The organism is Rubripirellula tenax, assembly GCF_007860125.1.
In the GTDB taxonomy this organism is placed as follows: Bacteria; Planctomycetota; Planctomycetia; order Pirellulales; family Pirellulaceae; genus Rubripirellula; species Rubripirellula tenax.
The window spans coordinates 592,687-617,285 of record NZ_SJPW01000001.1; the positions used below are offsets into that span (position 1 = coordinate 592,687).

Annotated in this window: 13 protein-coding genes; 9 read left to right on the plus strand and 4 right to left on the minus strand. The window is 54.6% G+C overall.

Annotated features, from left to right (window positions below):
* Positions 1-33 precede the first annotated feature (33 nt).
* Positions 34-1,191, minus strand: coding sequence for a glycosyltransferase (locus tag Poly51_RS02155; protein WP_146453762.1), 1,158 nt, complete (start codon positions 1,189-1,191; stop codon positions 34-36).
* A gap of 344 nt (positions 1,192-1,535) precedes the next feature.
* Here Poly51_RS02155 and Poly51_RS02160 point away from each other — a divergent pair, with 344 nt between their 5' ends.
* Positions 1,536-2,300, plus strand: coding sequence for a class I SAM-dependent methyltransferase (locus Poly51_RS02160; protein ID WP_222435770.1), 765 nt, complete (start codon positions 1,536-1,538; stop codon positions 2,298-2,300).
* A 107-nt stretch (positions 2,301-2,407) separates the two neighbouring features.
* Here Poly51_RS02160 and Poly51_RS30255 read toward each other — a convergent pair whose 3' ends face one another.
* A complete protein-coding gene (locus Poly51_RS30255) occupies positions 2,408-2,893 on the minus strand; it encodes a glycosyltransferase (RefSeq protein WP_186775282.1) in 486 nt (161 codons plus the stop codon).
* 496 nt (positions 2,894-3,389) lie between these two features.
* Between Poly51_RS30255 and Poly51_RS02170 the strand changes: the two genes are divergently transcribed.
* Positions 3,390-7,328 (plus strand): CBM96 family carbohydrate-binding protein, encoded by a 3,939-nt coding sequence (locus Poly51_RS02170; RefSeq protein ID WP_186775283.1) that lies wholly within the window; start codon positions 3,390-3,392, stop codon positions 7,326-7,328.
* Positions 7,329-7,393: 65 nt separating this feature from the next.
* On the opposite strand, the gene Poly51_RS02175 is transcribed toward Poly51_RS02170, so the two are convergent.
* Positions 7,394-8,485: a glycosyltransferase gene (locus Poly51_RS02175; RefSeq protein ID WP_146453770.1), complete on the minus strand. Its 1,092-nt coding sequence runs from the start codon at positions 8,483-8,485 to the stop codon at positions 7,394-7,396.
* 176 nt (positions 8,486-8,661) lie between these two features.
* Here Poly51_RS02175 and Poly51_RS02180 point away from each other — a divergent pair, with 176 nt between their 5' ends.
* The 6 genes from Poly51_RS02180 to Poly51_RS02205 all read left to right on the plus strand — a co-directional run bounded on the left by Poly51_RS02180 (position 8,662) and on the right by Poly51_RS02205 (position 19,251).
* Entirely contained in the window at positions 8,662-11,385 is a 2,724-nt protein-coding gene (locus tag Poly51_RS02180) for an O-antigen ligase family protein (protein WP_146453772.1), read from the plus strand.
* A 454-nt stretch (positions 11,386-11,839) separates the two neighbouring features.
* A complete protein-coding gene (locus tag Poly51_RS02185; protein ID WP_146453775.1) occupies positions 11,840-14,323 on the plus strand; it encodes a GumC family protein in 2,484 nt (827 codons plus the stop codon).
* Positions 14,320-15,624: an O-antigen ligase family protein gene (locus Poly51_RS02190; protein ID WP_146453777.1), complete on the plus strand. Its 1,305-nt coding sequence runs from the start codon at positions 14,320-14,322 to the stop codon at positions 15,622-15,624. Before Poly51_RS02185 ends, Poly51_RS02190 begins: the two co-directional genes overlap by 4 nt.
* Positions 15,625-15,747: 123 nt before the next feature.
* A complete protein-coding gene (locus Poly51_RS02195) occupies positions 15,748-16,983 on the plus strand; it encodes a protein phosphatase 2C domain-containing protein (RefSeq protein WP_146453779.1) in 1,236 nt (411 codons plus the stop codon).
* On the plus strand, positions 16,980-18,092 hold the full coding sequence (locus tag Poly51_RS02200; protein WP_146453781.1) for a transporter substrate-binding domain-containing protein: 1,113 nt from the start codon (positions 16,980-16,982) through the stop codon (positions 18,090-18,092). Before Poly51_RS02195 ends, Poly51_RS02200 begins: the two co-directional genes overlap by 4 nt.
* 1 nt (position 18,093) lies before the next feature.
* Positions 18,094-19,251, plus strand: a complete 1,158-nt coding sequence (locus Poly51_RS02205) for a transporter substrate-binding domain-containing protein (RefSeq protein ID WP_146453783.1) — start codon at positions 18,094-18,096, stop codon at positions 19,249-19,251.
* 43 nt (positions 19,252-19,294) lie between these two features.
* Here Poly51_RS02205 and Poly51_RS02210 read toward each other — a convergent pair whose 3' ends face one another.
* Positions 19,295-19,906, minus strand: a complete 612-nt coding sequence (locus Poly51_RS02210) for a PEP-CTERM sorting domain-containing protein (RefSeq protein WP_186775285.1) — start codon at positions 19,904-19,906, stop codon at positions 19,295-19,297.
* Between the two features lie 470 nt (positions 19,907-20,376).
* On the opposite strand from Poly51_RS02210, the gene Poly51_RS02215 reads away from it, so the two are divergent.
* Positions 20,377-24,585: a neutral/alkaline non-lysosomal ceramidase N-terminal domain-containing protein gene (locus tag Poly51_RS02215; RefSeq protein ID WP_186775286.1), complete on the plus strand. Its 4,209-nt coding sequence runs from the start codon at positions 20,377-20,379 to the stop codon at positions 24,583-24,585.
* Positions 24,586-24,599 lie beyond the last annotated feature (14 nt).

Genomic DNA, 24,599 nt, shown 5'->3' on the forward strand with positions numbered 1-24,599 from the left:
GGCGCAAAAGACGACGAGAAAACCCCGTCGGTCCTATGCGTGTTTTCCAGTGGCATAAATGTTTTGCAGACTCTGAACGCCGTTTTCGACCGAGAAATCGGATTGTCGAATCAGGTCTAGGCATCGCTGTCGTTGGCGATCGTGGTGACGAAGCCGAATCAGCGACGAATCCCAAGGTTCGCTAACCGAAAGCCAGGTCACAAGTTCGGGTATGGCAACGGATTCTCGCGCGATCGCATCCGACAAGACACAAGGCAACCCCGCCGCCTGCGCCTCAATGATTGCAAGAGGCAACCCCTCGTACTTTGACGGCATGATGAAGACATCCATCGCTGCCGAAAGCAACCTTGGTACGTCGACACGATTTCCCGCGAATCGGACACGCTCGGCGATTCCAAGCTCCTCCGCTCGCGCCTCGATGTCACCGCGAAGCGGGCCGTCACCGAGCAGCAACAGAAACGCTTCGGGAATCTGCTTCACCACTTCGACGAACGTTTCGATCGTCAATCGATGATTCTTCACGTCGACAAACCGCCCCACTTGCCCAATAACCCACGCGTCCCTTGGGATCCCCAATTCCTTGCGTGTTTCGGACCGATCGTGATTTAACGAAAAAGGTTCGAGATCGACACTACAGTGCATCACCTGGCACAAACCTTGCTCCTTCCAGTTCTCACCAAAAAGCGACAATGCTGCTGGAATACTCGCAGCAATCCCCAGCGTCGCGTGCCGAAAAAGCAATCGCCGCATCATCCGCACATACAGCTTTCGACCGATACCGCTTTTTGAGTCGCGAATGGAAGAATCGGTATGTATATGCGCGATTCGGCACGCTATTCGTTGGCGGCTCGCCAACCGCATCACATACCCATTGAAATGGTTGTAGTGACTGTGGACGACATCATAGGGACCGTGTTCACGAAGGATTCGCGTCAACCGACCACCATAGCCCACCGCCGCTCGGTCGCCGGTATAGTAAATTTTGGATCCCAACTGTCTGACTTCTTCGTCGTAGTCGCCGGCCCGATCGCTTTCCAAAACAAAATCGACGGTGAACCGCGTTCGATCGATCGCCCGAAGCATGTGCATCAGCCACGTTTCAATCCCGGCGCGGTTGAGCGTACCCACGAGGTGAAGCACGCGAATTCGTCGTGTTGTCTCTGACGCCTCGGCGTCGTTCGATCGATGCATGATCGTGTATCCCAATTCTAAACGTTTGAACTCGACGATACCGCAGAACCAAACCCGCCGGAAAGCCCATCTTCATCCCAACTGAAAGTCCAAATACATGCAGACAGCGAGCCGACGGCGCTATCGGCGGATTTCGGGTGACGCTATTTTCGGGAAAACCGTGTTCGAATCCGTCGTTATATCCGCCTATGTTTCGACGACGATTAAAGGGCCTATCGGCGCGTTGTAAAGAAAATGTGCAATACTTGCATTGCCCCGACAAGGCTCGAATTGCGATTCCTCACCGTTCCACCGCCAAAGTTCGACTTGGTCTCTCCCATTCAAAGAACGACGCCATGCCTGCGATGAAATTTCCCGAAAGAATCAACGAACATGCCCGGGGTGAAAAATTCGATAACCTCCTGGTGATACCGATCACACAAACGGGCGCCATCAATGGCCGCGAGGATGCAATCACAGCGATGACGGCGGGTAAGCGAATTTTACACGTCGGATGCCTGGATCATATTCCGTTGATCGACGAAAAAATCAAGAGCGGAATTTGGTTTCACAAAATTTTGACGGACAGCGCGGAAACTTGCCTGGGGATCGATATAAATCAAGAGGGAATCGACTACGTTCGCAATTCGTACGACGTCACTAATATCATCAACGCCAATTTGATGACCGGTGAAGGATGCGAGCAATTTAACACCCAGGATTGGGACATCGCGATCTTCGGTGAAGTGCTCGAACATATTGACAATCCCGTATTCTTTCTGTCGCAGTTTCGAAAGTTTAGCCAGGGTCGGGTAAAGTCGATCATCGTGACGGTTCCCAACGCTTTTCGCCGCGCCAATGTCTTGGGCACATTCCGTTCGCGCGAACGGGTCAACTCGGACCATTTTTATTGGTTCACCCCATACACGCTCTTGCGTGTTCTTTTCCAATCGGGCTGGCACACTCGAACCCTCGAGCATTGCCAATTTGGGAAACCGCAGGGAATCATCGGACGTATGAAGTGGGCCGTGATTAGCCGCTGGCCCATGCTCGCTGATGACTTGGTGGCTACGGCCGATCTCGAAGCGATCGATTCAAAGAAACCGGCGGCGGAAGATCGTGGGAGATAACAATTATCAGTGTCACGTTGCGCTCCGGGAAAGTTAGTAGCATCGCAGCTTTCGTGGAGGGAAAGGCGACTTTAAAAAGGGTGCGACTGGCAAAAACCGCATTCTACCTAGTCGTCGTTTAAAACTTTTCGGACGTGATCGGTGTACTGCCGGATGAAGTTGGCGGTCGAAAATTCTTCTGCGTGTTGACGACACACTTGCCAAGAAAATGACGCCGGGTCGAACCGCTCCTGCGCATCGATCAGCGAATCGGGCGTTTGGTCGTCGAAGAACAAGCCCGTCTGGTTGTCGATAACCGTTTCCAAGGCACCGCCGGCTCGCAATGCGATCACGGGCGCGCCGGACGCTTGCGCCTCCACCGGTGTGATGCCGAAATCCTCGATGTCCGGAGGCTCGAACGCATCACAACTTTCGTTTTGTTCTTTCAAGGATGAAAACGGTTGTCGCCGAAGAAACTCGATGTTCGATTTCGCGGACGCTTGAAGTGCTTTCGATTCCGGGCCACCGCCGATGACAACCAACCGCTCGCAAGCGCAGTTGTAGGCATCGACCGCAGTGTCGATCCGTTTATAAGACACCAATTCGGAAATCATAAACCTGCATCGGACAAGCGATGCCCCAGATCGAACAAGGCGGTGAGTGTCGCGTGGAATCGCGTTACTTCTTGCAAAGCCGCAAAGCAAAAATGCGCGAGTTCGCCACGAGCGTACGAAGGCTCTGGCGCTTTGAATCGATTCATTGGGCTCTGGATCTGGATATTGCTTTACCCGATGAATCGAGTCGTATTCGCAGGGAAAACGCGGCCGCAAACGACACGTTCGCGACGGTATATCGTGTCTCTCGTCGAGCAAGACACTTCCAAGCATAGCTTGAAGCGGGAGCGAAAACTTGTCGGTTGGGACACCGACTTTCCTTCAAGAGCTACAGTTCCCGACCAGATTTCGATGCGCCCGCCACGTCCGCCACGCCCTCCCTCCCCCCCGGATTGTGGGGATTGTGTTTTATACTCTCATCATCAAGAGTGATCACCGCAGCTCTTTGGTGACGAGTGCGGCATAAAACAACTCTCGTGGGCAACGAAGAATGAGAATGACGAAGCACTTGAAAAACAGCAAATGTTACAATGATCATGTGTCAGCGAATAGAATGTCAGAAAAGCAAATCAGGAATGCTGCACGGAGATCAGTTCTCAAGTTAGAGTTGCTTGAAAATAGAATCGCCCTGTCGGCGAACTCGCTTCTGAGTATTCCCACCAACCTACCCGAGTCTTCGCATGCTGTAGATTCGACTGAAAACAATATTGTCCGTGACATTGCAACTGACGTGCGTTCTGCGAAAATTAATGCGGATGATTTGGGTGATTCTTATTGGCATCAGGGCGAGCAAATCTCGTTGCTGCAACTTCATGACGAGGTCGTCGTTGGCCTTGTTGAAAAGGAAGAAGATTCGGCGGGTGTCTTCTCACCGGCTAGCCAAAATGTGTACCAGGTAAATTGGGCGGATACTGTATCGCTCGGTCAGGGAAGAAGAATCCTCACGAAAAACCTTAACGTAAACTCGTTTCCTGCTCTTAGTAGGGAGGCAGCCGACGCCAGCTTGGCTTACCAATTGGACGAACGTGAAGATCTTTTGTGGTATGCCCCTGTCTTCTTCTCGCCGGAATACGACTCGAGAGCGGTGATAACGAATGAGGTTGTGGTTGCGCTGAATGATGCCGCAGACGCTAACGACGTTTTTGATACTCGATTTTCGAGTTATAAAAGAATTAGCGGTACTTCGAATCAGTTCGTAGCGATTCTGAAGAATGGGGCTGGGGCGTTAGTGTTACGACTTGCTAATGAGTTGACGATGGATTCCCGGGTAAAATGGGCATCGCCCAAAATTTATTCGGAAATCAAGTCGGCGGCGAGTCCGAATGACCCTCTCTTTAACCAGCAGGTGAACTTGCACAACACCGGCCAGATTGGGGCGGCGGACGGCGCAGATGCCCACCTACTCGAAGCCTGGGACGACACGACCGGGATCGGTAGTGATGTCGTCGTTGCAGTACTTGATACTGGCGTTCAAACTGACCATCCCGATTTAAACATTTGGGTGAATCCAGGCGAGACTCCAAACAGTGGCATTGACGACGATGGGAACGGCTGGATCGACGATCTCAATGGCTGGGACTTTTTTGACAACGATAACAATCCTAACCCGAATGTTTCCAACTCAGGTGGCACGGACAACCACGGCACGTCCGTAGCCGGGGTTGCTGCTGCAATAGGCAACAACAACCTTGGCGTCACCGGGGCTTCATGGGGTGCGCAGGTCATGCCCGTCAAGGTGTTCCGAAATGAAACATTTACGTCGTATACGGACGCGGCGCCTGCAATTTACTATGCAGCCGGTCGAACCAAAGATGCCACAGGAACCTGGGACGCCGCAGATATACTAAACCTGAGCTTTGGTGGCGGTGTACCCGAACAGGGATTCTCGGATGCACTTGCGTGGGCATCGGCGAATGGGAGAGGTGGGTTGGGTACATCCGTTTTCGTGGCGACAGGAAACTCTGCATCCTCGTTTGTGAATTATTCTCACAATCTTGATCGCGCCCATAATTATGCAGCTCAATGGCGGTATAGTGGGGGAGCGTCTGGGGGTGACACCAAATGGCTTGGACAATTTGTTTTTCCTGGAGACGGTTCCGTTGAACGATTTGCAACGAATCAATTACCATTTGGGTGGTCATCCGGGGGTGATTTGACGTGGACGATTGTTGATGATCCAGGTCACAATTATGGCGTCAGCCAGTTTGTCGCGAAAGCGGGGAACGTCACAGGTAGTGGTGTATCCATACTAACATCACCCACGTTTACAGTCGATCCTTTCCTCGGTGGAAGTGAATTGAGCTTCCAGGCATGGACAAACAACTCAGCTTCGTCCGATGACTTGAGTCTTTACATTTCCAAGGACGGTGGTCCGTTTGAGCTTGCGCTGGCACTCAACACTTACGACCCTAATTTTGGTTTAACTACCGCAGTTGCCTATCCGGCTAACCTGACCAGTACGATCGCAGTAGGCGCAAGTACTGATTGGGACTTTCGATCTGATTACAGCCAATATGGATTGGAACTTGACTTTGTTGCACCAAGCAACGGAGGCTTCTCCAATGTAACGACTACCGATAGAACCGGGCTTGTTGGCTACGGCGCCGGTGATTACACATCTCGTTTTAGTGGGACCTCCGCAGCGACTCCGTTAGCAGCTGGCATAGCCGCACTAATGCTTGCAAAAGCCCCCGAGTTGACCGCTTCCGAAATTCGTGAGGTGATGCGGGCATCTGCGGACAAGATTGGTGGCGTGGAATACACAAATGGTTTCAACAACTTTTATGGGTACGGGCGTGTTAATGCCGATTCAGCCCTTCGTCTGATCCAAACTTCTGACGCCTTGGTGAGCGAGCTCGATCCGGTAGCCGACACATTCGCTAGAGGAGGCGCTTATAGCATCGATAACTATGGGAGCGTTAATGGTCTATCTGTAAAGAAGGTTGGATCGCCAGACTTCACCCGCGAAGCATTTTTGAAGTTTGATATTTCGGGGCTCGATTCCGCAGCGTATGCAACTCTTTCGCTTTCGGTCTTGTCGCACGATCTAGGAATCAACCCGTTGGATCATGAACTCTACATCATCGACCCTGTTTGGGGCTCGAACACCGAGTCCGGCTTAACCTGGAGTAACTCACGATCACCAGCACTTCAGGGCACGCTTGCCGCGACCTGGACACTCAGTTCGACCTTGATCGCAAGCGGTTCACCCATTGAGATCAACTTGACCGAAGCGGTTCGGGCTGCACTTGCTGCTGGCCAGAACACGATCGCGTTCCGCATTGCGAGTTCTGGCGCGACGGATCGCGGTGTTATTTACCAGTCGAGAGAGTCCGCGATTGGAAAGCCAACCTTAACAATATACCCAACGCCTCGAAAGCAATCATTGTCGTCGGTTGCCGATACGTATGTTCGAGGAGGCGTTTATAGCACTGATAACTATGGGAGCGTTGATGGTCTATCTGTAAAGAAGGTAGGATCGCCAGACTTCACCCGAGAAGCATTTTTGGAGTTTGATATTTCGGGGCTCGATTCAGCGTCGTATGCAACTCTTTCGCTTTCGGTCTTGTCGCACGATCTAGGAATCAACCCGTTGGATCATGAACTCTACATCATCGACCCTGTTTGGGGCTCGAACACCGAGTCCGGCTTAACCTGGAGTAACTCACGATCACCAGCACTTCAGGGCACGCTTGCCGCGACCTGGACACTCAGTTCGTCCTTGATCGCGAACGGTTCACCCATTGAAATTAACTTGACCGATGCTGTTCAAGCTGCAATTGCTGCTGGACAAGACTCGATTGCCATTCGAATCGCGAGTTCTGGGACAACCGATCGCGGCGTTGCCTATCAGTCAAGAGAGTCTACGACTGGGAAACCGACCTTGAACATTTATCCAATTCCCCAAACGCAAATACTGTCACCAGAAGCTGACACGTTCGTGCGTGGTGGAGTTGTCTATAGCAATGACAATTACGGAAGCTTTAATTACTTGTCTGTAAAAAAGGTGGGATCGGAAGACTACACGCGCGAGGCATTTTTGAAGTACGATATTTCAGGTGTTGGCTCTGCCTCTTACGCGACGCTCTCACTTTCGGTTTTTTCACACGACCTCGGAATTAATCCGCTTGAGCACAAACTCTATGTTGTCGACCCAAATTGGGGATCCAGCAATGAGTCCAGCCTGACTTGGGGTAACTCGCGATCGCCAGCTATGCATGGCATCCTCGCCGCAACGTGGACAGTTAGCTCAGCGTCAATTGCAAGTGGATCACAAATAGAGATCAATTTGAGTGATGCTGTGCAAACTGCAATTGCGGCTGGACAGGACTCGATTGCGTTTCGAATAGTAAGTTCAGGAGCGACGGATCGTAGCGTGAACTATCGTTCCAGGGAGTCAACGAATGGACGGCCGATGTTGAATATCTATTCCTGATCATCTTCATTCGCATCTAACCGATTCGTTATTGAGCCCTGGCACGTATGGCACTCAATTTCAGCTCATTCGTGCGGTTGCCGGAACATATCTTGAACGTGATCGTTGTACTGTTTGAGAAAGTTAGCCGATGAAAAATTTTCGGCGTTGCTTCGGCAGGTCCGCCAGTCAAACGACGACGGATCGAAACGCTCGATCGCGTCGATCAATGAATCCGGTGTCTGTTCGTCAAAAAACAGTCCGGTCTGGTTATCGATGACCGTTTCCAAGGCACCGCCGGCTCGCAATGCGATCACGGGCGCGCCGGACGCTTGGGCCTCAACAGGCGTGATACCGAAGTCTTCGATGCCTGGAAACACGAACGCTTCGCACGTTTCGAAGTGTTCTTTCAAGGATGAAAACGGTTGTCGCCCGAGAAACTCGATGTTCTGTTTCGCGGACGCTTCGAGGGCTTTCTTTTCGGGGCCACCGCCAATGACAACCAACCGCTTGCCGGTACGGTTGTAAGCGTCGACGGCGATGTCAATCCGTTTGTACGACACCAATTCGGAAATCACTAAGTGAAAATCGCCTCGCGGGCGATCGGGAACAAAGTCGTCGGTTGCCACCGGAGGATAAATCACGGTCGATTCACGGTCGTAGTACTTCTTGATGCGGCCGGCGACGAATTTCGAGTTTGCGACGAAGTCATCGACGCTCTCCGACGACTTGCGATCGAACTCACGTAGCGACTGGGCAAACCGATCCAGCGCGATCCGGGCCGCGAACGAGGCTCGTTTGTAGTCCGAACCGAGTTCCCACAGATACCGTGGCGGTGAATGGCAGTAACAGACGTGCTTGGTCGACGGACCTTTCGGAATGCCTTTGATCAACGACGCATCGCTGGAAAGCAGCAGATCCACGTCATCGGGAACGCGCATGCCCGAAATCGCCCAGGGATGCAGCGGCAGCAAGTGACGATACGTACTCTGAATTTTCGGAAATCGGTTCAACCGGCTGGCATGGACCTTGTGTCCGCGCAGCCCCGGCACGTCGACGGTCGGATCGTGTACGAGCGTGTAAACATCGCTAGCGGGAAAGAGACTCGCCATTTGCTCGAGTACCTTCTCGCCACCTCGGTAACCGTTCAACCAATGGTGTGCCAGTGCAACTTTCATCCGAAAAGGCTCGCATATTCTTATACCCGTGGCAATGGCGATGATGCCCCGGAAGAATTGGTGAATTGAAGAATTGGTAGGGCGAGTATCCGCTGGAAAGCCTATGGTGACCGAAACAACACGATCAGGCGATTTTTGCCCGCCTTTGTTAGCTATCACTTTGGGTACCAGATGCCATGTCACGGACAACCGCGCGATTGACGCCTCAGCGAAGTGTCAGAAAATCGGCCGATCCGCGATCGCGTGAAACGGCCCGTTGGCGAGTTGTGATGATGTGGGTCGCCCGCGCGATCGTGATCGGTGCGCTGGCGTATGGAACATGGCTGAACGGAGCGACCGATGCCTCGACGCTTTATCGGATCGCGATCGCCTTGTCGACGGCGACACTGTTGACGGTAGTCGCTTCGATGGGGCAACCTTCGGTCCGGATGCCGCGAATCTTTTTCGCGCTATGGGTTGTTTGGATCGTATATGCAGCCGCACAAACGGCTCCCGTGAATTCGGTGACGCGGTACTTTTTTCGCGGCCCGGCTTCGATTCAGGATGAATTCGTCGAGCCAGGGCTAGCCGATTTATCGATCGATGTCTCCGGCGAAGGCGCTGACGAAGTCGTTGGCGAAGTCCCCGATGAATCGGTTTCCTCGCGATTTCAATATATTCCCAGAGGAACGGTTTCGTTGGACGAAACCCGCCGCGCGATCACGCCATACTTGGTCGGATTCGGGTTTGCGTTGCTGGCGTCGCGGCTGTTCACCACCAGCGCCAGCCGTCGCGTGCTGTTGTGGTGCATCGCGATCAACTGCACGCTGCTAGCGGCTTGGGGGATTCTGCAACGGGCGGGCGGTTCATCGGATCTGCTACCCGGACTGAGCAGCCCCTACTCGTCACCGGCATTTTCAAGTTTCATCTACAAGAATGCGGGGGCCGCGGCGATCTTGCCCGGCGCCGCTGCCGCGATATTGCTGGTCCTGATCAACCGATCTAGCATTCGTTCTCGAGCGGGATACCGAGGAAGCCACCCAATGCTGACGCGGCGAAACATCACATTGATGCTGGCGCTGGCAGTGATGGTGATTGGCCTTACCGTTTCGCTTTCGCGCGGCGCCTGTGTCAGCGCATTCATTGCGTTCGTGGTCGTGGCACTGATTCGCCGACGCGGATACGGACGAGTCGCCAAGTACTCGACCATCTTCTTCGCCGTCATGGTGATTGGTGTGTTTGCAAGTTCTTTCGTGACCGAACGATTGACGGAATCGATGCAGCGTCGACTGGGCGATGTGTCTCTCGACGCCCTATCGACTGACCAGCGATGGAAGCATTGGCAAGACGGGTTCACGACGGCGGTTTCGAACTTCCCGAGCGGCACAGGTTTGGGGACCTACGGCTACGCTACGTTGCCGTACCAAGAAGAGACCTTTCCGTATTGGTTCCGCGAAGCCCACAACCAATATCTTGAAATTTTCACCGAGATGGGTGCCATCGGTATCGTGATCTTGGTCGCGATGATTGTCTGGTTTCTTCGCTTGTGTCGTAGTGGCTTTCGTGACCAAGCAAACGGTTCGACGGTCGAATGGGCTTCCTTCGGCATCGCACTGGCCTTGATGGCCGGAATCCAGAGCGTCGTCGACTTTGTGATCGCGATTCCAGCGAACCTGTTCGTCTATGCCGTCTTTATCAGCACGGTGGCAACGCGATTGAGTTTGACCGTTGATCCGGCCAGCAAAGTGTCCCTGAAGAAAACCGAGCCGCGGAATGTGACCGCGATCGTGCGTCCGATTCTAATGGGCGTCGTCGCCCTAGCGTCGTTGGCACCCGCGATCTCACTGAGTCAGCAACGCGCGATTGCTGACAAGGCTCTCGACGAAACGATCCTATCGTCGGCGAACGATTCTCAAACGATTGAGTTCGCCAACGAGATGCTATCGCGACTGGACAAAGCGATTGTAGCGGCGCCCCGCAATGCCAGCCTTTGGGAACGACGCGCGTGGTGGCATCTAATCGCATATCGCGTCGGGTTGATGGAAGAACTCCAAAATCGCGGCGAGAATGTTGTTTGGACATCAACCGACCCGATCAACATCAACGAGTTCATCACGCTGACGCCAGCGGAAAACCGAGACGCGACACGAAACGTTTTTCGATCAACGGACTCACTTCGTCAATCGCTTGAACAGATGCAATTGAGCGCAAGCGAGGCGATTCGTTTGAATGCTCTGCAAACCAGCAGTTACTATCGGTCCATGCTGGTCGCCGAATTCACGGGCCTGGATCGGTCTTTTTGGAAGGACAAGTCGGCCCGCCTTTCCAACAACGATGCGAGACGCCTATTCGTCAACGGTTTGATGGCCTATTTGTCCAGCGATGACGAGCAGATGATCGACCAGTGGAATCGATCTCTTTCCATCGATGATCGAAACTGGAAGCCGATTATGCAGATTGCAACGACCCGCATGACGCCGCTGAGAGTGGCCGAGCGATTGGTTCCGTCCCGATCGCCGAACTTGATACTGGATCTGGCCGTGGCGAATGTTCCGGATCGTCAGACGGATCCAAAAACAATCCTGCCCACCGAGTTTTTTGATCCCAAGGTGGCTCGGGGACTGATCGAGTATTGCGAGACCGACTCTAGATTCGACAACCGCCTGCGATTCCAGACGCTCGCGCAACTGCATGAAAAGTTGGACGATTTCGCAGCGGCCGGTAAGTACTGGGACATGGCGCTGACCGAGGCGCCCGAAAATCCGGGTTATCGGATCCGTTTGATCGAGGCGTTGATGAAGCAGCAAAAATTCGCCGAAGCGTTAGATCAAGCGATCGTCGGACGATCACTGCATCCGAACGAAAAACGATTCCGCAGCTTGGTTGCTCAGTCACGTTCGGGTCTGGCAAACCAGCACTAGCGGATCCACCGACACAATCTAAACCTACCGCACAACAGGTTTGATTGTTGGAAGCGTGCGTTTTTCGGGGGAAATGGCTGTGGACCGCGAATCGGTCGAAAAACCTAGACGTGTAGAAGCACGTCTAGCTGGACAGCGCCACTTTGGATTAGCCGTCTGGGCGTCAGTCCCGGTTTTCACGGGTAGAACCGTGGCGAACGCCAAAGCGGCTGATGTGTTCGGAAGTGCCACGAATTTCGGTGAAACCCACCCAACGTGGCGCTGTTCAGCTAGTGCATTGTCAATATTTGAACGTGGGGTAGGCATCCTGCCTGCCAATGCGCAGATGTTGGAAATCGCAGGCTGGAAGCCTACGCCACGAAAGTGCCAACCCTAAATTTGAGTTCTGACAAAGCACGAGGCATTTGCACGCCTGCCAACGCCTGAACCGACGTTTCGCCTCCTTCTTGATCCAATGCGAAGTTCACTTATGCGAACGAATTCACCAGACCAACGACCCGGGAAACCGTCCATCGAAATAGATGTTTTCGCAATGCTGCGGCGGCGTTGGTTCCACCTCGTATTGGGAACGTGTTTGGGTATCGCGTTCGCACTATTGTATTTCTATGCGACGAAACCAACCTACGAATCTCATATTGAAATTTTGGTGGGACAGCGCTCCAGCGAATTGACCACCAGCGGAACGATGAGCAATTCGCAGGCCAGTGGCGACACGATCCAAGAAGACTTGCTGGCGACCCACGTTCAATTGCTGACCAGTCGTTTGCTCATCTCCGACGCCATCGCAACAGAGAATCTTGAAAAGCTGCCTTCCATCGGCGCTGTCGTGGCGGGTGGAGACAACGCGGTCGACTACATCATCGAGAACCTTGACGTTGCCCGCGGCGGAAAAGGCGCATCGAAAAACGCGATGGTCTTGTCGGCGACGTTCCGTGACCCGAATCCAGATGATGCAGCGACCATTTTGGCTGCCATCTATGGTTCGTACGAACGGTATGTCGAGAGCCACACCCAGGACACCAGCCGCGAAGCAGCCGAGTTAATCGACGCGGCACGCATCGAAAACGAAAAAGAATTGGATGCTGCCGATCGCGAATACCGTGAATTCATCAGTTCGGTACCTGTCTTGTTGGAGGGCGAACGTGTTCGCGATGTTCACAAGACTCGCCTGGAACAACTCGAGAGCGAACTGAACACCGTCCGCACTTCGTTGGCCGAAGCCAAGTCGCGATTGAAGGTCATCGAAGCGTTCACCGACGAGAACGAAACCTCGGTCAACGACTTCGATAAGCTGGCACTGTTAAGCCAGAAAGACGTCACGCGATTGAAACTTTTCTTGGATATGACACGGGGCGAATCCCAATCGGAAACGTTCCAAGCTGAACAACCTGCTCGTGCCGAGGCCGCGCGAGCCCAATACAGTCGCTTGCTTGACTTGTTGCAAAAAGAACGCACGCTCGTCAGCGTCTACGGAGTCAGCCACCCGTTGATCAAGTCGACGAGAGAAGAAATCGACGTGATCGAACGATTCGTTGCCGCCAACGCACCGGCCGCTCTGGAAGAAGAAAAGAGCACGATGAATCCTCGGACCATGTTGACCACGTTCACCCGATTGCTGAAAAACGACATCGCAGAATACGAAATGCGTGAAGCTATCTTGGTCGAAACCAGTAGCGAAGAATTGCAATTGGCCAAAGACGTCGAAAACGCATTCCTTGAAGGCAACGCCAAGAAGGCGAAAGTGACGCGCGCCCAGATTCGATACGACGAAGTGATCCGACGCCTGCAAGAACTGAATTTGGCGGGATCCTACGCCGGCTTCTCGACGGATTTGTTATCGAATCCGGAACCGGCCAAGAGTCCAGCTTGGCCGCGATTGCCGATCGTGTTGGTGTTGGGGTCGTTTCTCGGTTTCTTCCTGGGAATCGCCACAGGCATCAGCGCGGAACTGTTGGACACAACATTCCGTGACGTCGAGGACCTTGAAACGACGCTTCAGGCTTCGGCCATCGCACACGTTCCTTTGTTCAACCTTCGCAAGTTGCCGATTCCGTCGCCGGACCAGACTCCGCTAGCACCCTCGTTGGTGACGGCGCACTGTCCGCGTTCCGCGGAAGCCGAAGTCTATCGCGTCGCGCGAACATCGTTGATGATTCGTGCCGATGGCAGCGACACCAAGGTGTTGATGATGTCCAGCCCGCACCCTGGCGACGGGAAATCGACGACCATCTCGAACTTGGCCATTTCGTTTGCTCAAGCAGGTAAGCGAGTCTTGCTGATCGACTCGGACCTTCGACGTCCTGTGATCGCGGGCTTGTTTGGTGTCGATGGCGGCCGTGGCCTGGGTGACATTTTGATGGGCGAAGCAACGCTCGAAGACTCAACTGTCGCTTCGTCGGTCGAAAACTTGGACATCCTGCCTCACGGGAAAGCGACCAGCGTGCCCGCAGAACTCTTACAGTCCAATCGCATGAGTGTGTTGGTCCAAGAAGCACGGCGAACCTATGACTTGGTGTTGATCGATGCACCGCCTGTGCTTGCAGTGGCAGATCCTTCGATCGTCGCACCGCTGGCCGATGGTGTCATCTTGACCGTCCGGATTGCCAAAAATGGTCGTCGCCCCGTCGAACAAGCGGGACGCATTCTTAACGACAACGGAATCGTGCCGCTCGCCCTAATTGTTAACGGTGTCGATGCGGGCAAACGATCGTCGTACGGGTACGGCGGGTATCGTGCAAACGAATACGCCTACGTTGGAAAATATCACAACGAATATGCCGCAAGTGAACCTTCGTCGATCTCGACACTGCCTCGAGTGAAGGGCGCAACAAAGTCGGCCACCTCGTCGGGTTCGCCGAATGCCTCGCGTGCGGTGGTCCTTGGATCCGCGACCCCAACCCTGCCTGGCATGGCCAGCCAGAAGGCGGCTTTGGAATGAATTACCAAACTGTCGTAATCGCTTTCACGCTACTGGCAATCTTTGTTCCCCAGTTCGTGATCGCGGTTCCAGAGTTTGGCGATCAAATCAAAACAACCGACTTGTTCGCCGTGCTTTCGGTTCCGGTTGCGTTCTTTGCGTTCATGAATCGACGCTCGATGCAACTGGTTCAAATCGTTGCGATCGCAGTCATTTGCTTTTCCGCAACCGTTGTCATTACGAACATTTTCCAAAGCAGCGACCGTCGTCTCTATCAAGAGAACCTGCCGCACCTAGCGCGACTGTTCTCAATCCATTCGTTGTTATTCTTAGTCGTGGCGATGCCCACCGACAGGCAATTCTTATCCCGCAGCTTGATCGCATTCGGTTGTCTGGCCACATTCGCCAGCGTCTGTATCGCGGTTCTCTATCACTTTGGCAGCGGTGCCTTCGACGCCCACCAAACATTCGAGCGTGACGGTGGTGCGTCGGTTCACCGTCTTGGTGGTTTGGTTGGTGAATCCGGCGCGTACGCATTCAACGCAACGATGGGTTTCCAGCTACTGTTGGCCGGACTGGCGATGGTAAACAAGCGTCGTTTGTACTTCATCGCGTTGTGGATTGTCTTCCCAGTCTTGGTGGCATTGATCTACCACGAGTCGTTGGTTCGCATCTCGCTTCTGATGAGCATTTTGTTCTTTTTGATTTGCGTGACTGTGGTAAACCACTCCGCAACAGCCTTACGCGGTCTTCTCGCCGTCTCGATATTGAGTGTGGTGACCGTTGTCATCCTGATGTCCGCAGCGGGTCATCCGATCGGCGACATACAAATCGACCGCCTTGAATTCGACGGGGATGCGAATCGTCTATCATCTGGACGAGTTGCGAACTGGGTCGAGGCGGCTGACGTGTGGACGAGCGAACCGATGTGGATTCTATTCGGGATGGGGCACCGCGCATCCGACTTCGTCTTGATGCACCCCATCGAAAACATGGCCGTCTTTCATCTCGTGAACTACGGTTTGATTGGATCTGCGTTGTTTCTGATGCTGTACGGTTACATCTTCGCACCGATCTTCAAGCAAGCACTGCGAGGTGACTTTGCCGGAGGTGTCTTTTCTGCATTGATTTTGTCAGTGCTTGTTCAGTGGCAAGTCAACGATATCAACTTGTACTTTCAAACCTTCCCGATCGTGCTGTTCTTCTCGGCCTGGTATTCTTCGAACCTCCGATCGGGAGTCGACTCGTACGAGCAACCAGAATCGGAACCGTCACTCGATTCTCGACACGGTGAAGTTTACGAACTGAGGAACGCTCTATAAGTCTCGCGGACCGGTTCGGGCATCCGATCAAAGCTGCTACAATCGACTTTCCTCTGCTTTCTAAGATTCGTTGAATGGTTTCTTGGAGACGAATTCCGGTATCGCAACGCGCCAAGGAATGTCATGAAGATTGTTGCCTCTGCACTCAGCGATCGCGGATTATTGCGTGATGGGAACGAGGATCAGTATCTTATCGATGAGTCGCTCGGTCTGTATATGGTTTGCGACGGCATGGGAGGACACGTGGCCGGCGAAGTCGCGGCAGAGCGAGCCATCGAGTTTGCTTCGGAACACATTTCGGCACATTCCGAAGTACTCGAGTCGGCGGCAGGACAACCCGACAGGTACGTCCGCATTCAACAAATTGCTGAAGAAGCGGTCCAAACGGCCAGCCAGGAAGTCCACCAACTTTCTAGGTCATCGCCCAAGTACGCTGGCATGGGCACGACGCTGACCATGCTGGTGATCGTCGACGACAAAGCAATCATCGCACATGTCGGCGACTCGCGCATGTATTTGATGCGCGGTGGCGAGATTCATCAATTGACCGTTGATCACACGCTGGCCAATGAAATGTTTCTATGTGGCGGATTGACAAAAGAGGAAGCCGCAACGAGTCGCTATCAACACGTTCTGACGCGCAGCATTGGCCCCCACCAATTCGTCACCGTCGACACGCTGTTGTTTGACTTGATCCCGGGTGATCGACTGCTGCTCTGTTCGGATGGCCTAAGCAACTATTTTGCGGACGAGTCGGTGATCGCAGAATTACTCGCCCAGAAAGAAATCACCGGCCAACCGCAACAACTGATCGAGTTTGCCAAAGAGGCGGGCGGCGCTGACAACATCACGGCGGTCGTTGTTGATACGTTGTTGGATTCGGACGCGGAATCCGAACCGGACGCAGACGAACGCATGGAAGCTCTCCGCAACAGTTTCCTGGGTCGAGGGCTTTCGGTTCGTCGACTACTTTATCTGATCACGACGTCAACGGTGATCCATTGCAATGCGGGAAAAGAGTTTCTTGAGATGGGCGACAGGTGCCCGGGCATGTTCATTGTCCTCGAGGGTTCCTTTCGTTTCACCGATGACGATTCGTTTGAATCCAAATTGGTTAAAGGGGATTGCTTCGGCCAAGGCAATCTGATCTTGCCCGCGAAGTCGCACGCTCGATTGATTGCGAACGAACCATCGCGAATGCTGTTGATCGACCGAGAGAAATTCAACCGTCTTACGAAGCGAATTCCCCGACTCGGAAATGCGCTGCTGCGAAACCTGTCCCAACACCTCAGCAAAGCCATGGTCGCCTCAACCGATTTCAGCCCTGGCCGACGGAAAGATCTGGGAACGTCGTCATGATGCGTGCGACACACCCGCTACTCTCCCTGACTGCCGTTTTGATCAGCTTGTTCGGCGTCGCATCGGACTGCATCCCGCAAGAACCTGTTGACGCAGTAACGCCCGTGTCGGCTGATGCGGACATCCTGCTGAAGGTCGGCACGAAGCAGAGCCCGCCATTTGCGATCAAGCATGCCGATGGATCTTGGACCAGAATCAGCATCGAATTGTGGGAACACTTGGCCGACGAACTGGATCTTGAGTTCGAGTTCCAAGAATTGACGCTGCCAGAAATGCTGGTGGGTTTAGAAGAGGGGCGGTTGGATGCAGCCGTCGCAGCCATCAGCGTGACTTCCGAACGACACGAAAGGATCGACTTTTGTCATCCGCACTATTCCACCGGTTTGGGGATCGCGGTCAGCACTCGCGACCGTTCGACGCCCTGGAAATTGCTGGGCCGCGTCGTCACCAGTCGCTTACTTAAACTCGTCGCTGCGATGATCGTGACCGTGCTGGGTTGCGGATTTCTGTTTTGGCTATTCGAACGCAAATCGAACGCGACCATGTTTGGTGGCAAGAAACGTCACGGTCTTGGCATGGGATTTTGGTGGTCGATGATCCTGCTGCTTGGAAACAAGAGCTTGATGCCTGTCAGCACCATGGGACGCTTGCTTGCGACCCTGGCGATGTTTTCAAGTTTGATCGTGTTATCGATCCTGACCGGCGTGATCACATCCGTACTGACCGTTGGACAACTTGACACGGGAATCCGACGGTCCACTGATCTTTACAATGTTCGCGTTGCATCGGTCGCGGACAGCACAAGCGCCGACTATCTGAGACAACGTCACATTTTCTTCCGCGGCTATGAAAATCCGCGAGCAGCAATGGAAGCGGTCGACGCTGGCAACGCAGACGCATTTGTGTACGACGCGGCGTTATTGAAGTATTTGGCAAGCGACGAGTTTGCCAACCGCATCGACGTGCTGCCGGTGATCTTCAATGTTCAGGAATACGCCATCGCCCTGCCGCAAGAGAGCGAACTTCGGAAACCTCTGAACGAAGAACTGCTTCGCTACCGCGAAAGCGATGCGTGGGACGAACTTGTCTATAGGTATTTAGGAGAATGAGATGACGGAACGGAATCGACTTCGCACGGGATCGATACAAGTAGCCCTACTTTGCGTCGCCGCCTCGCTCGCGATGGCTCAGGACGAATCGCAAAATCCATCGCCGGAAGCTGATTCCATCCGGTTGGATGTACCAGATATGCTGCGCGTCGCCACACGAGAAGTCCCGCCGTTCGCGATGCGCAATGAAGCGGGACAGTGGACAGGAATTTGCATTGACCTGTTACGTGAAATCAAAGCCTCGCTGGAAATCGAATCCGGACACCCGATCGAGATCGAGTTCCGAACACTACCGCTTGCCGAGATGCTAGATGCTGTCGAAGAATCGCGGGTCGACATGGCCGCTGCCGCTATCACGGTGAATTACGAACGGGAAAAGCGGATGGACTTTACGCATTCGTTTCACACCTCCGGACTCGGTATCGCGGTGGGGGCGAGGCTACGCCAATCCGGATGGTCGGGAATCATTGACGCCGTCTTTTCAAAGACTTTCTTCCGCATCGTTTCGGGGCTTGTGCTTGCGATGCTAGCCAGCGCCGTTGGTATCTATCTGTTTGAACGCAAGGCGAATCGAGAGCAATTCGGTAAAGGCTGGGTCTCGGGAATCGCAGCCGGCATGTGGTGGGCGGCCGTGACCCTGACCACCGTTGGATATGGAGACAAGGTACCTCGCACGTTGGGAGGACGATTGATTGGCTTGATCTGGATGTTCGCCGGACTTTTCATCATCGCCGGGTTCACCGCGGCGGTTACCTCAGCACTGACCTTGACGGAGCTAAGAACTCAGATCAACGGCCCGGCCGACCTATCCCGCGTTCGAGTCGCAACCGTCGAAGGTTCGACGTCCGCCGATTACCTGCGATCGCGACACATCTTGTTTGCGAACCATGCCGATGTGGACTCCGCAATCAAAAGCCTGGTAGCGAACCAGTGCGACGCTGTCGTCTATGACGCAGCAATTTTGAAACACCAGACGTACCAAGAATGGTCCGGCAACGCCTACGTACTGCCTGCTTCGTTCGAGCGACAGAACTACGCGATCGCGCTGCCCACCGACAGCCCGCTAACGGAACCCATCAACCAGATACTGTTAAGAGAAACATCCAGCCCAAAATGGGAAGAAGTGCTGGCCACATACTTCGGCGAAAACCTGCCTTAGCGATGATCTTCTTTTCGCTATGCTCGTCGCAACGCAATCGCATTTAAAACTGACGCTTCTTGGATGTGCGTTTTTGCCGTCGACGCTGGAAGATCAATCCGCAGGCCGCTAGGCCGAACATCGCGAACGACGATGGCTCGGGAACGGCTACTGCAGAGACTTGGAAATCAAGCTTGTAAGTCGTCGCTGGTCCAGTCTGTTGGAGATAGACCGTATAGTCGCCGGGCCCCAATGGGCCTTCGGCGGGCAACCCATCCGCCGCGAACCCTCGACCGATGAAGAGATTGTTGTTCCCAATTCGAGGCAACAGATTTGTGCCAATTTGAGCCGCTGTTCCGACCAATAGGCCGCCCAGAAATTCGTCTCCACTAAGTGAATTTCCGTCAAACAACAATGTGTCTTCCGATACGGGAAATGTTGTGTCGTTTTCGATCGCGAAAAACATTCGGTTGAAGTGGGACGAATAGTCCACCAGCAGAATCCCCGTGAGCGATTGACCGGGAACAATTTGAAACCGAAAGACGTCGTTTCCATTCGCTGGGAAACCGCCTTCGACGCGATTGAGCCCCACATCGAACGCACCCAGATCCGTCGGATTGGCGGACTCTGTGCTGAGACTTTCGTTGACTTCAACGTAAGTGACAAGAGCAGACATGGCGGGACTTGCCAGGCTACTTGCGAAAAAGAGAGCGAACGCGGAAAGCATTTTGAGCATGGTATTGAGACGCCAGAATCAAGGTTTGCACGGGTGGCCGTGGGCGGCAAAGACAAGGCCATTAGTATAGCAAGCTCGATTCGCAATTAAACGATACGATGGCGGGGTTTCTTGATTTTCGAGGTTTATTTGGCCTGCTTGGTTCTGCCGCCTTCGCTGTGCGTGCGTGGATTCTCTACCTTTCCGAATTGGACATCCCCAATCGGACGCCGTATGGCGGATGGCTTATGCTCCGCGTGGGGGGATGCGATTGGGCTTCTGAAGCGTGGCGAGAAAGACCGGTACACGCGAGCGATTGGACATCCATCCAAACATCGAGCGGTGGCCGTGCAATGGCCTGCACCAAAGCGGAGCTGCTGCGGTGCCGGCTATGATGGTTGCAATCCGTGTTTCTCCGTGGAGTCGCTACTGTGTCTTCTATCTATATCCATCTCGGTTGCCTCTTCGGATTTTTCTTCGCCGCTGCAACCGCCTGGTCAGTCGAATCCCACACTCGCTGGCAAGCCGGTTTTTCACGTATTGATGTGACGCCCGTCGAACCAGTTCGCACGACCGGATACTCCGACCGTGATCGGCCGAGTGAAGGAGTCGACACGCCGCTGAACGTTCGTGCGATGGCGCTGCGACATGGCGACGAAGCCATTCACGTGCTGGTCACCGTCGACAGCATCGGTATCAGCGGAGTGCAGACGCAACGACTGGCATCCGATATCGAAACGGCTCACGGAATCAAACGCAACCGACTTGTCATCAGCAGCACGCACACTCACGCGGCACCCGACTTGGTAACGGGACTGGACAATATCTTTATGACGCCGCTAAGCGACGATGAATCGGCTGCCCGCCAGCGCTATTCCGAACAACTGGATGCCGCCATCCTGAGGGCCGTCGATGAAGCCATCGATGACTTGGCACCGGCCGGCTTGTCGCATGGCCAGGGGGCGATCGGCTTCGCGGTGAACCGTCGCGTGATCCAGGACGGACGCTGGGTTCAATTCGGCGTTCAAGCCGATGGCCCCGTCGACCAGAGTGTTTCGACGATTCGCGTTTCGGACGCAGACGGAAAAATCCGCGGAGTTCTTTTCAACTACGCGTGCCATTGCACGACGCTTCCCGGAAACTATTTCCGCATCAATGCCGATTGGGCGGGTTACGCGGCGACGCAACTTGAAAAGTCGCATCCGGATTGTGTCGCGATGTGTACGATCGGATGTGGCGCCGATGCCAACCCGGAACCTCGTGGAAAACCCGATATGGCGGCGATGCATGGGCTAGCGCTGGCTGGCGAAGTGAATCGTGTGATCAAGGAAGACATGCGACCGATCGACGAGCCGATCGAAGCCAACTTTGGTTTCGCAGGATTGTCGTTCGACTCGCCAACGACCGACGAATTGGCCGCGCGTGCCGCCAACGATGGGATTCAATACCAACGCAACGCGAAACATCTGCAAGAGACGCTGAAGGAACATGGGCGGTTGCCCGCCACCTATCCCGTACCGATTCAATCATGGCGTTTCGGCGATGACTTGACCATGATCTTCCTGGGGGGCGAAGTCGTGGTGGACTATGCGTTGCGATTGAAAAAAGAACTCGACGATCCGAGTCTTTGGGTGTCGGCCTACTGCAACGACGTACTCGGCTACATCGCTAGCGAGCGCATGCGTGGCGAAGGCGGCTACGAGTTCGATCGTTCGGCCGTCTTCTACAACTTGCCTGGACCGTGGGCGACCGGCAGCGAAGATTTGCTGATTCACCGAGTCCATGAGATTCTCGAATCCGCTGTAAAACCATCACCGCTTACGCCCGACGATGCTCTGAACAGTATCCGTGTTCCCGATGGGTTCGCAGTGCAACTGGTTGCTTCGGAGCCACTGGTACGCGACCCGATCAACATCGCGTTCGGTCTCGACGGCCGGTTGTGGGTTGTCGAAATGGGTGACTATCCGGGAACCAATGACAACGCAGTGCCTCGCGGAAAGATCAAGTTCTTGTCGGACACCGATGGCGACGGAGTGTTTGACGCGGCGACGACATTTTTGGACGGCATCGAGTTCGCCACGGCGGTGCATCCGTGGAAGGACGGCTTGATCGTGTGCGCGGCGCCCGACATCTTTTTTGCTCGCGATACCGATGGTGACGGTGTGGCGGACGAGCGGACGACTTGGTACACGGGCTTTCCGCTGGCGAACCCGCAACACCGCGTCAACGGATTCACTTACGGACTCGAACACGCGTTGCACTGTGCCAGCGGCGACAACCTGGGCGACTTAAAAGCGGTACGGACGGGCGAGACTGTGAACGCGTCGGGTCGTGACGTGCGGATCTGGCCGACGACGGGCAAGATCGATCTGATCAGTGGACGGACCCAATACATTCGCTCTCGAAATGACTGGGGCGAGTGTTTCGGGAACGACAACAGTCGGCCGATGTACCACTACCCCATCGAAGATCGCTATCTGCGACGCAATCCGGCCGCTGCGATCAGCAGTAGCCAGCAGCAACTGTTCAACCCGCCGTCGGCGCCGCCGGTGTTCCCGATCAGCAAAACGGCGGATCGCTTCAACGACCTGTTCGCGGCGAACCGATTCACTTCGGCGTGCAGCAGCGTTGTGTTTCGTTCAAACGGACTGGGGGAATCGCTTGCGGGTGCCGCGCTGGTTTGCGAGCCCGTTCATAACTTAACCCACCGCTCGAAATTGGTATCCGATAGATCGAGCTATCGGGCCGAGCGTGATGCGTCGGAGTTGCAAAGCGAGTTTATCGCGTCCACCGACCCTTGGTTTCGTCCGGTTCGAGCGATCGAAGGAACCGATGGCATGCTGTGGGTTGTCGACATGTACCGACAAGTGATCGAACACCCCGAGTGGATCCCCGAGTCGTGGCAAAAACAGGTGGATTTGCGCGCCGGTGCGGAACAGGGTCGAATCTATCGCGTGGTACCGAAGGGCACGTCGCCGAAAATTGAACTGCCGAATATCGCGGCGACTCCGGCGATCACCGTGGCGGCAATGTTGGATTCGGATTCGGGCGCGGTTCGCGATTTGGTTCAACAGCATTTGTTGTGTCACCCGGAAGCTGATGCCAAAGCGACACAGTGGCTGTTGGAGTCTTACTTGACCCGAGGCAAGACGCCTCAAACGCGACTGCATGCCTTGTGGTGCCTGGCCGAACGCGACGAGCTGACACCCATGCTGTTGAAAATTGCGCTTGCTGACCGCCATTTCGGCGTCGTTCGATCGGCGATCTTGCTGAGCGAGTCGCGTTTGGACGAGCACCCCGATCTGCTGACGGCGCTGGCGAAGCTTGCCGACCACGATGACGCGCGGGTAAAGCTGCAACTGGCGCTCACGCTTGGCGAAACGTCCGATAGCGAGGCAGGCGTCATTTTGGCTGAACTGGTCGACGATGCGACCACCGATGAATGGCTGGCGCGGGCGCTGATCACATCGGCGACGCCGCACGTGGACGTGTTGTTGCAAAAAAGTTTGGCCCGGATTCGCGATGGGTCGTCCGATGCCACCAGCACCGAAACGATTCGTTTGATTTCGCAGTTGATTCAAACGGCCTCGCAACACGGTTCCGGTGAAGCGATCCATCGCGTAACAGAGTCGTTGGATGCGGCGACCGAGGAATCGGAATGGGCGATACCGCTGGCGACCGCTTTGATGGATCGCCGGAACAAATCTTCGTCCGATGGCAAGTGGTCCGAAACGTTGGTCCGTGTCTATCGGCAAGCAGCCGAAACAGTCGCCAGCGACAACGCAAGCGATACACGTCGCTGTCAGGCGATCGGATTGTTGGGCCGAGGTCTCGCCGACGACGATCTCGACTCACAAACGATGGTCGATTTGATTTCGCCTCGCGTGCCGCTTGCGGTTCAGCTTGCCGCCGTCGCGCGTTTGGGGCAGATCGGACACGCGGCAGGCGGCGAGGCGTTGATCGCCACGTGGCCAACGATGTCTCAATCCGTGCGTGCCGCCACGATCCAACAAATGTTGACGAACGGCGAATGGACGACAAAGTTGCTTGCCGCGATGGAACGGGGCGAGATCTCGTCGCAAGAATTGAGTCCGGCCGCGAAACAGACGTTGCAAACGATTGGCAGCCCATCCTCCAAAGCACTGGCGCGGCGGTTGTTGGGCGATGTGGGTGCGACCGATCGCCAAGCGATCGTTGTGGACTACCTTTCAAAATTGAACGACGACGATGCCGATGTGACTCGCGGTGCGGAAGCGTTCAAGCGGATGTGTGCGGCGTGTCACGTCGCCGATGACCAGGGGCGGATGGCCGGCCCGAATCTGGTGAATCTGACGGACCGTTCGCCACGAGCTCTCGTCGAAGCCATCTTGGATCCGAATCGAGCGGTCGACCCGCAATATCGAAGCTACACCGTACTGCTCGAAGACGGCCGCGTGCTCAGCGGCGTGGTCGCCGAAGAAGCGGGCGAAAGCCTGACGCTGGTCCACGCCGACGGGAAACGAACCACGATTTCAAGACGCGATATCGACCAGATGCGAAGCACCGGATTGTCCTTGATGCCCCAGGGATTCGAATCCGAATTGCCGCCACCGCTGATGAGCGATGTGTTGAAATATGTGCGAGAGGCGATGGTGCGTTAGTCACTTTTGAATTC

Excerpts from the sequence above, each read along its gene's own strand:
- Poly51_RS02170 (WP_186775283.1), top strand. The coding sequence starts at position 3,390 with ATGACGAAGCACTTGAAAAACAGCAAATGTTACAATGATCATGTGTCA.
- Poly51_RS02205 (WP_146453783.1), top strand. The coding sequence starts at position 18,094 with ATGACGGAACGGAATCGACTTCGCACGGGATCGATACAAGTAGCCCTA.
- Poly51_RS02195 (WP_146453779.1), top strand. The coding sequence starts at position 15,748 with ATGAAGATTGTTGCCTCTGCACTCAGCGATCGCGGATTATTGCGTGAT.
- Poly51_RS02175 (WP_146453770.1), bottom strand. The coding sequence starts at position 8,485 with ATGAAAGTTGCACTGGCACACCATTGGTTGAACGGTTACCGAGGTGGC.
- Poly51_RS02180 (WP_146453772.1), top strand. The coding sequence starts at position 8,662 with ATGTCACGGACAACCGCGCGATTGACGCCTCAGCGAAGTGTCAGAAAA.
- Poly51_RS02210 (WP_186775285.1), bottom strand. The coding sequence starts at position 19,906 with ATGTCTGCTCTTGTCACTTACGTTGAAGTCAACGAAAGTCTCAGCACA.
- Poly51_RS02190 (WP_146453777.1), top strand. The coding sequence starts at position 14,320 with ATGAATTACCAAACTGTCGTAATCGCTTTCACGCTACTGGCAATCTTT.
- Poly51_RS02160 (WP_222435770.1), top strand. The coding sequence starts at position 1,536 with ATGAAATTTCCCGAAAGAATCAACGAACATGCCCGGGGTGAAAAATTC.
- Poly51_RS02155 (WP_146453762.1), bottom strand. The coding sequence starts at position 1,191 with ATGCATCGATCGAACGACGCCGAGGCGTCAGAGACAACACGACGAATT.
- Poly51_RS30255 (WP_186775282.1), bottom strand. The coding sequence starts at position 2,893 with ATGATTTCCGAATTGGTGTCTTATAAACGGATCGACACTGCGGTCGAT.
- Poly51_RS02200 (WP_146453781.1), top strand. The coding sequence starts at position 16,980 with ATGATGCGTGCGACACACCCGCTACTCTCCCTGACTGCCGTTTTGATC.
- Poly51_RS02185 (WP_146453775.1), top strand. The coding sequence starts at position 11,840 with ATGCGAAGTTCACTTATGCGAACGAATTCACCAGACCAACGACCCGGG.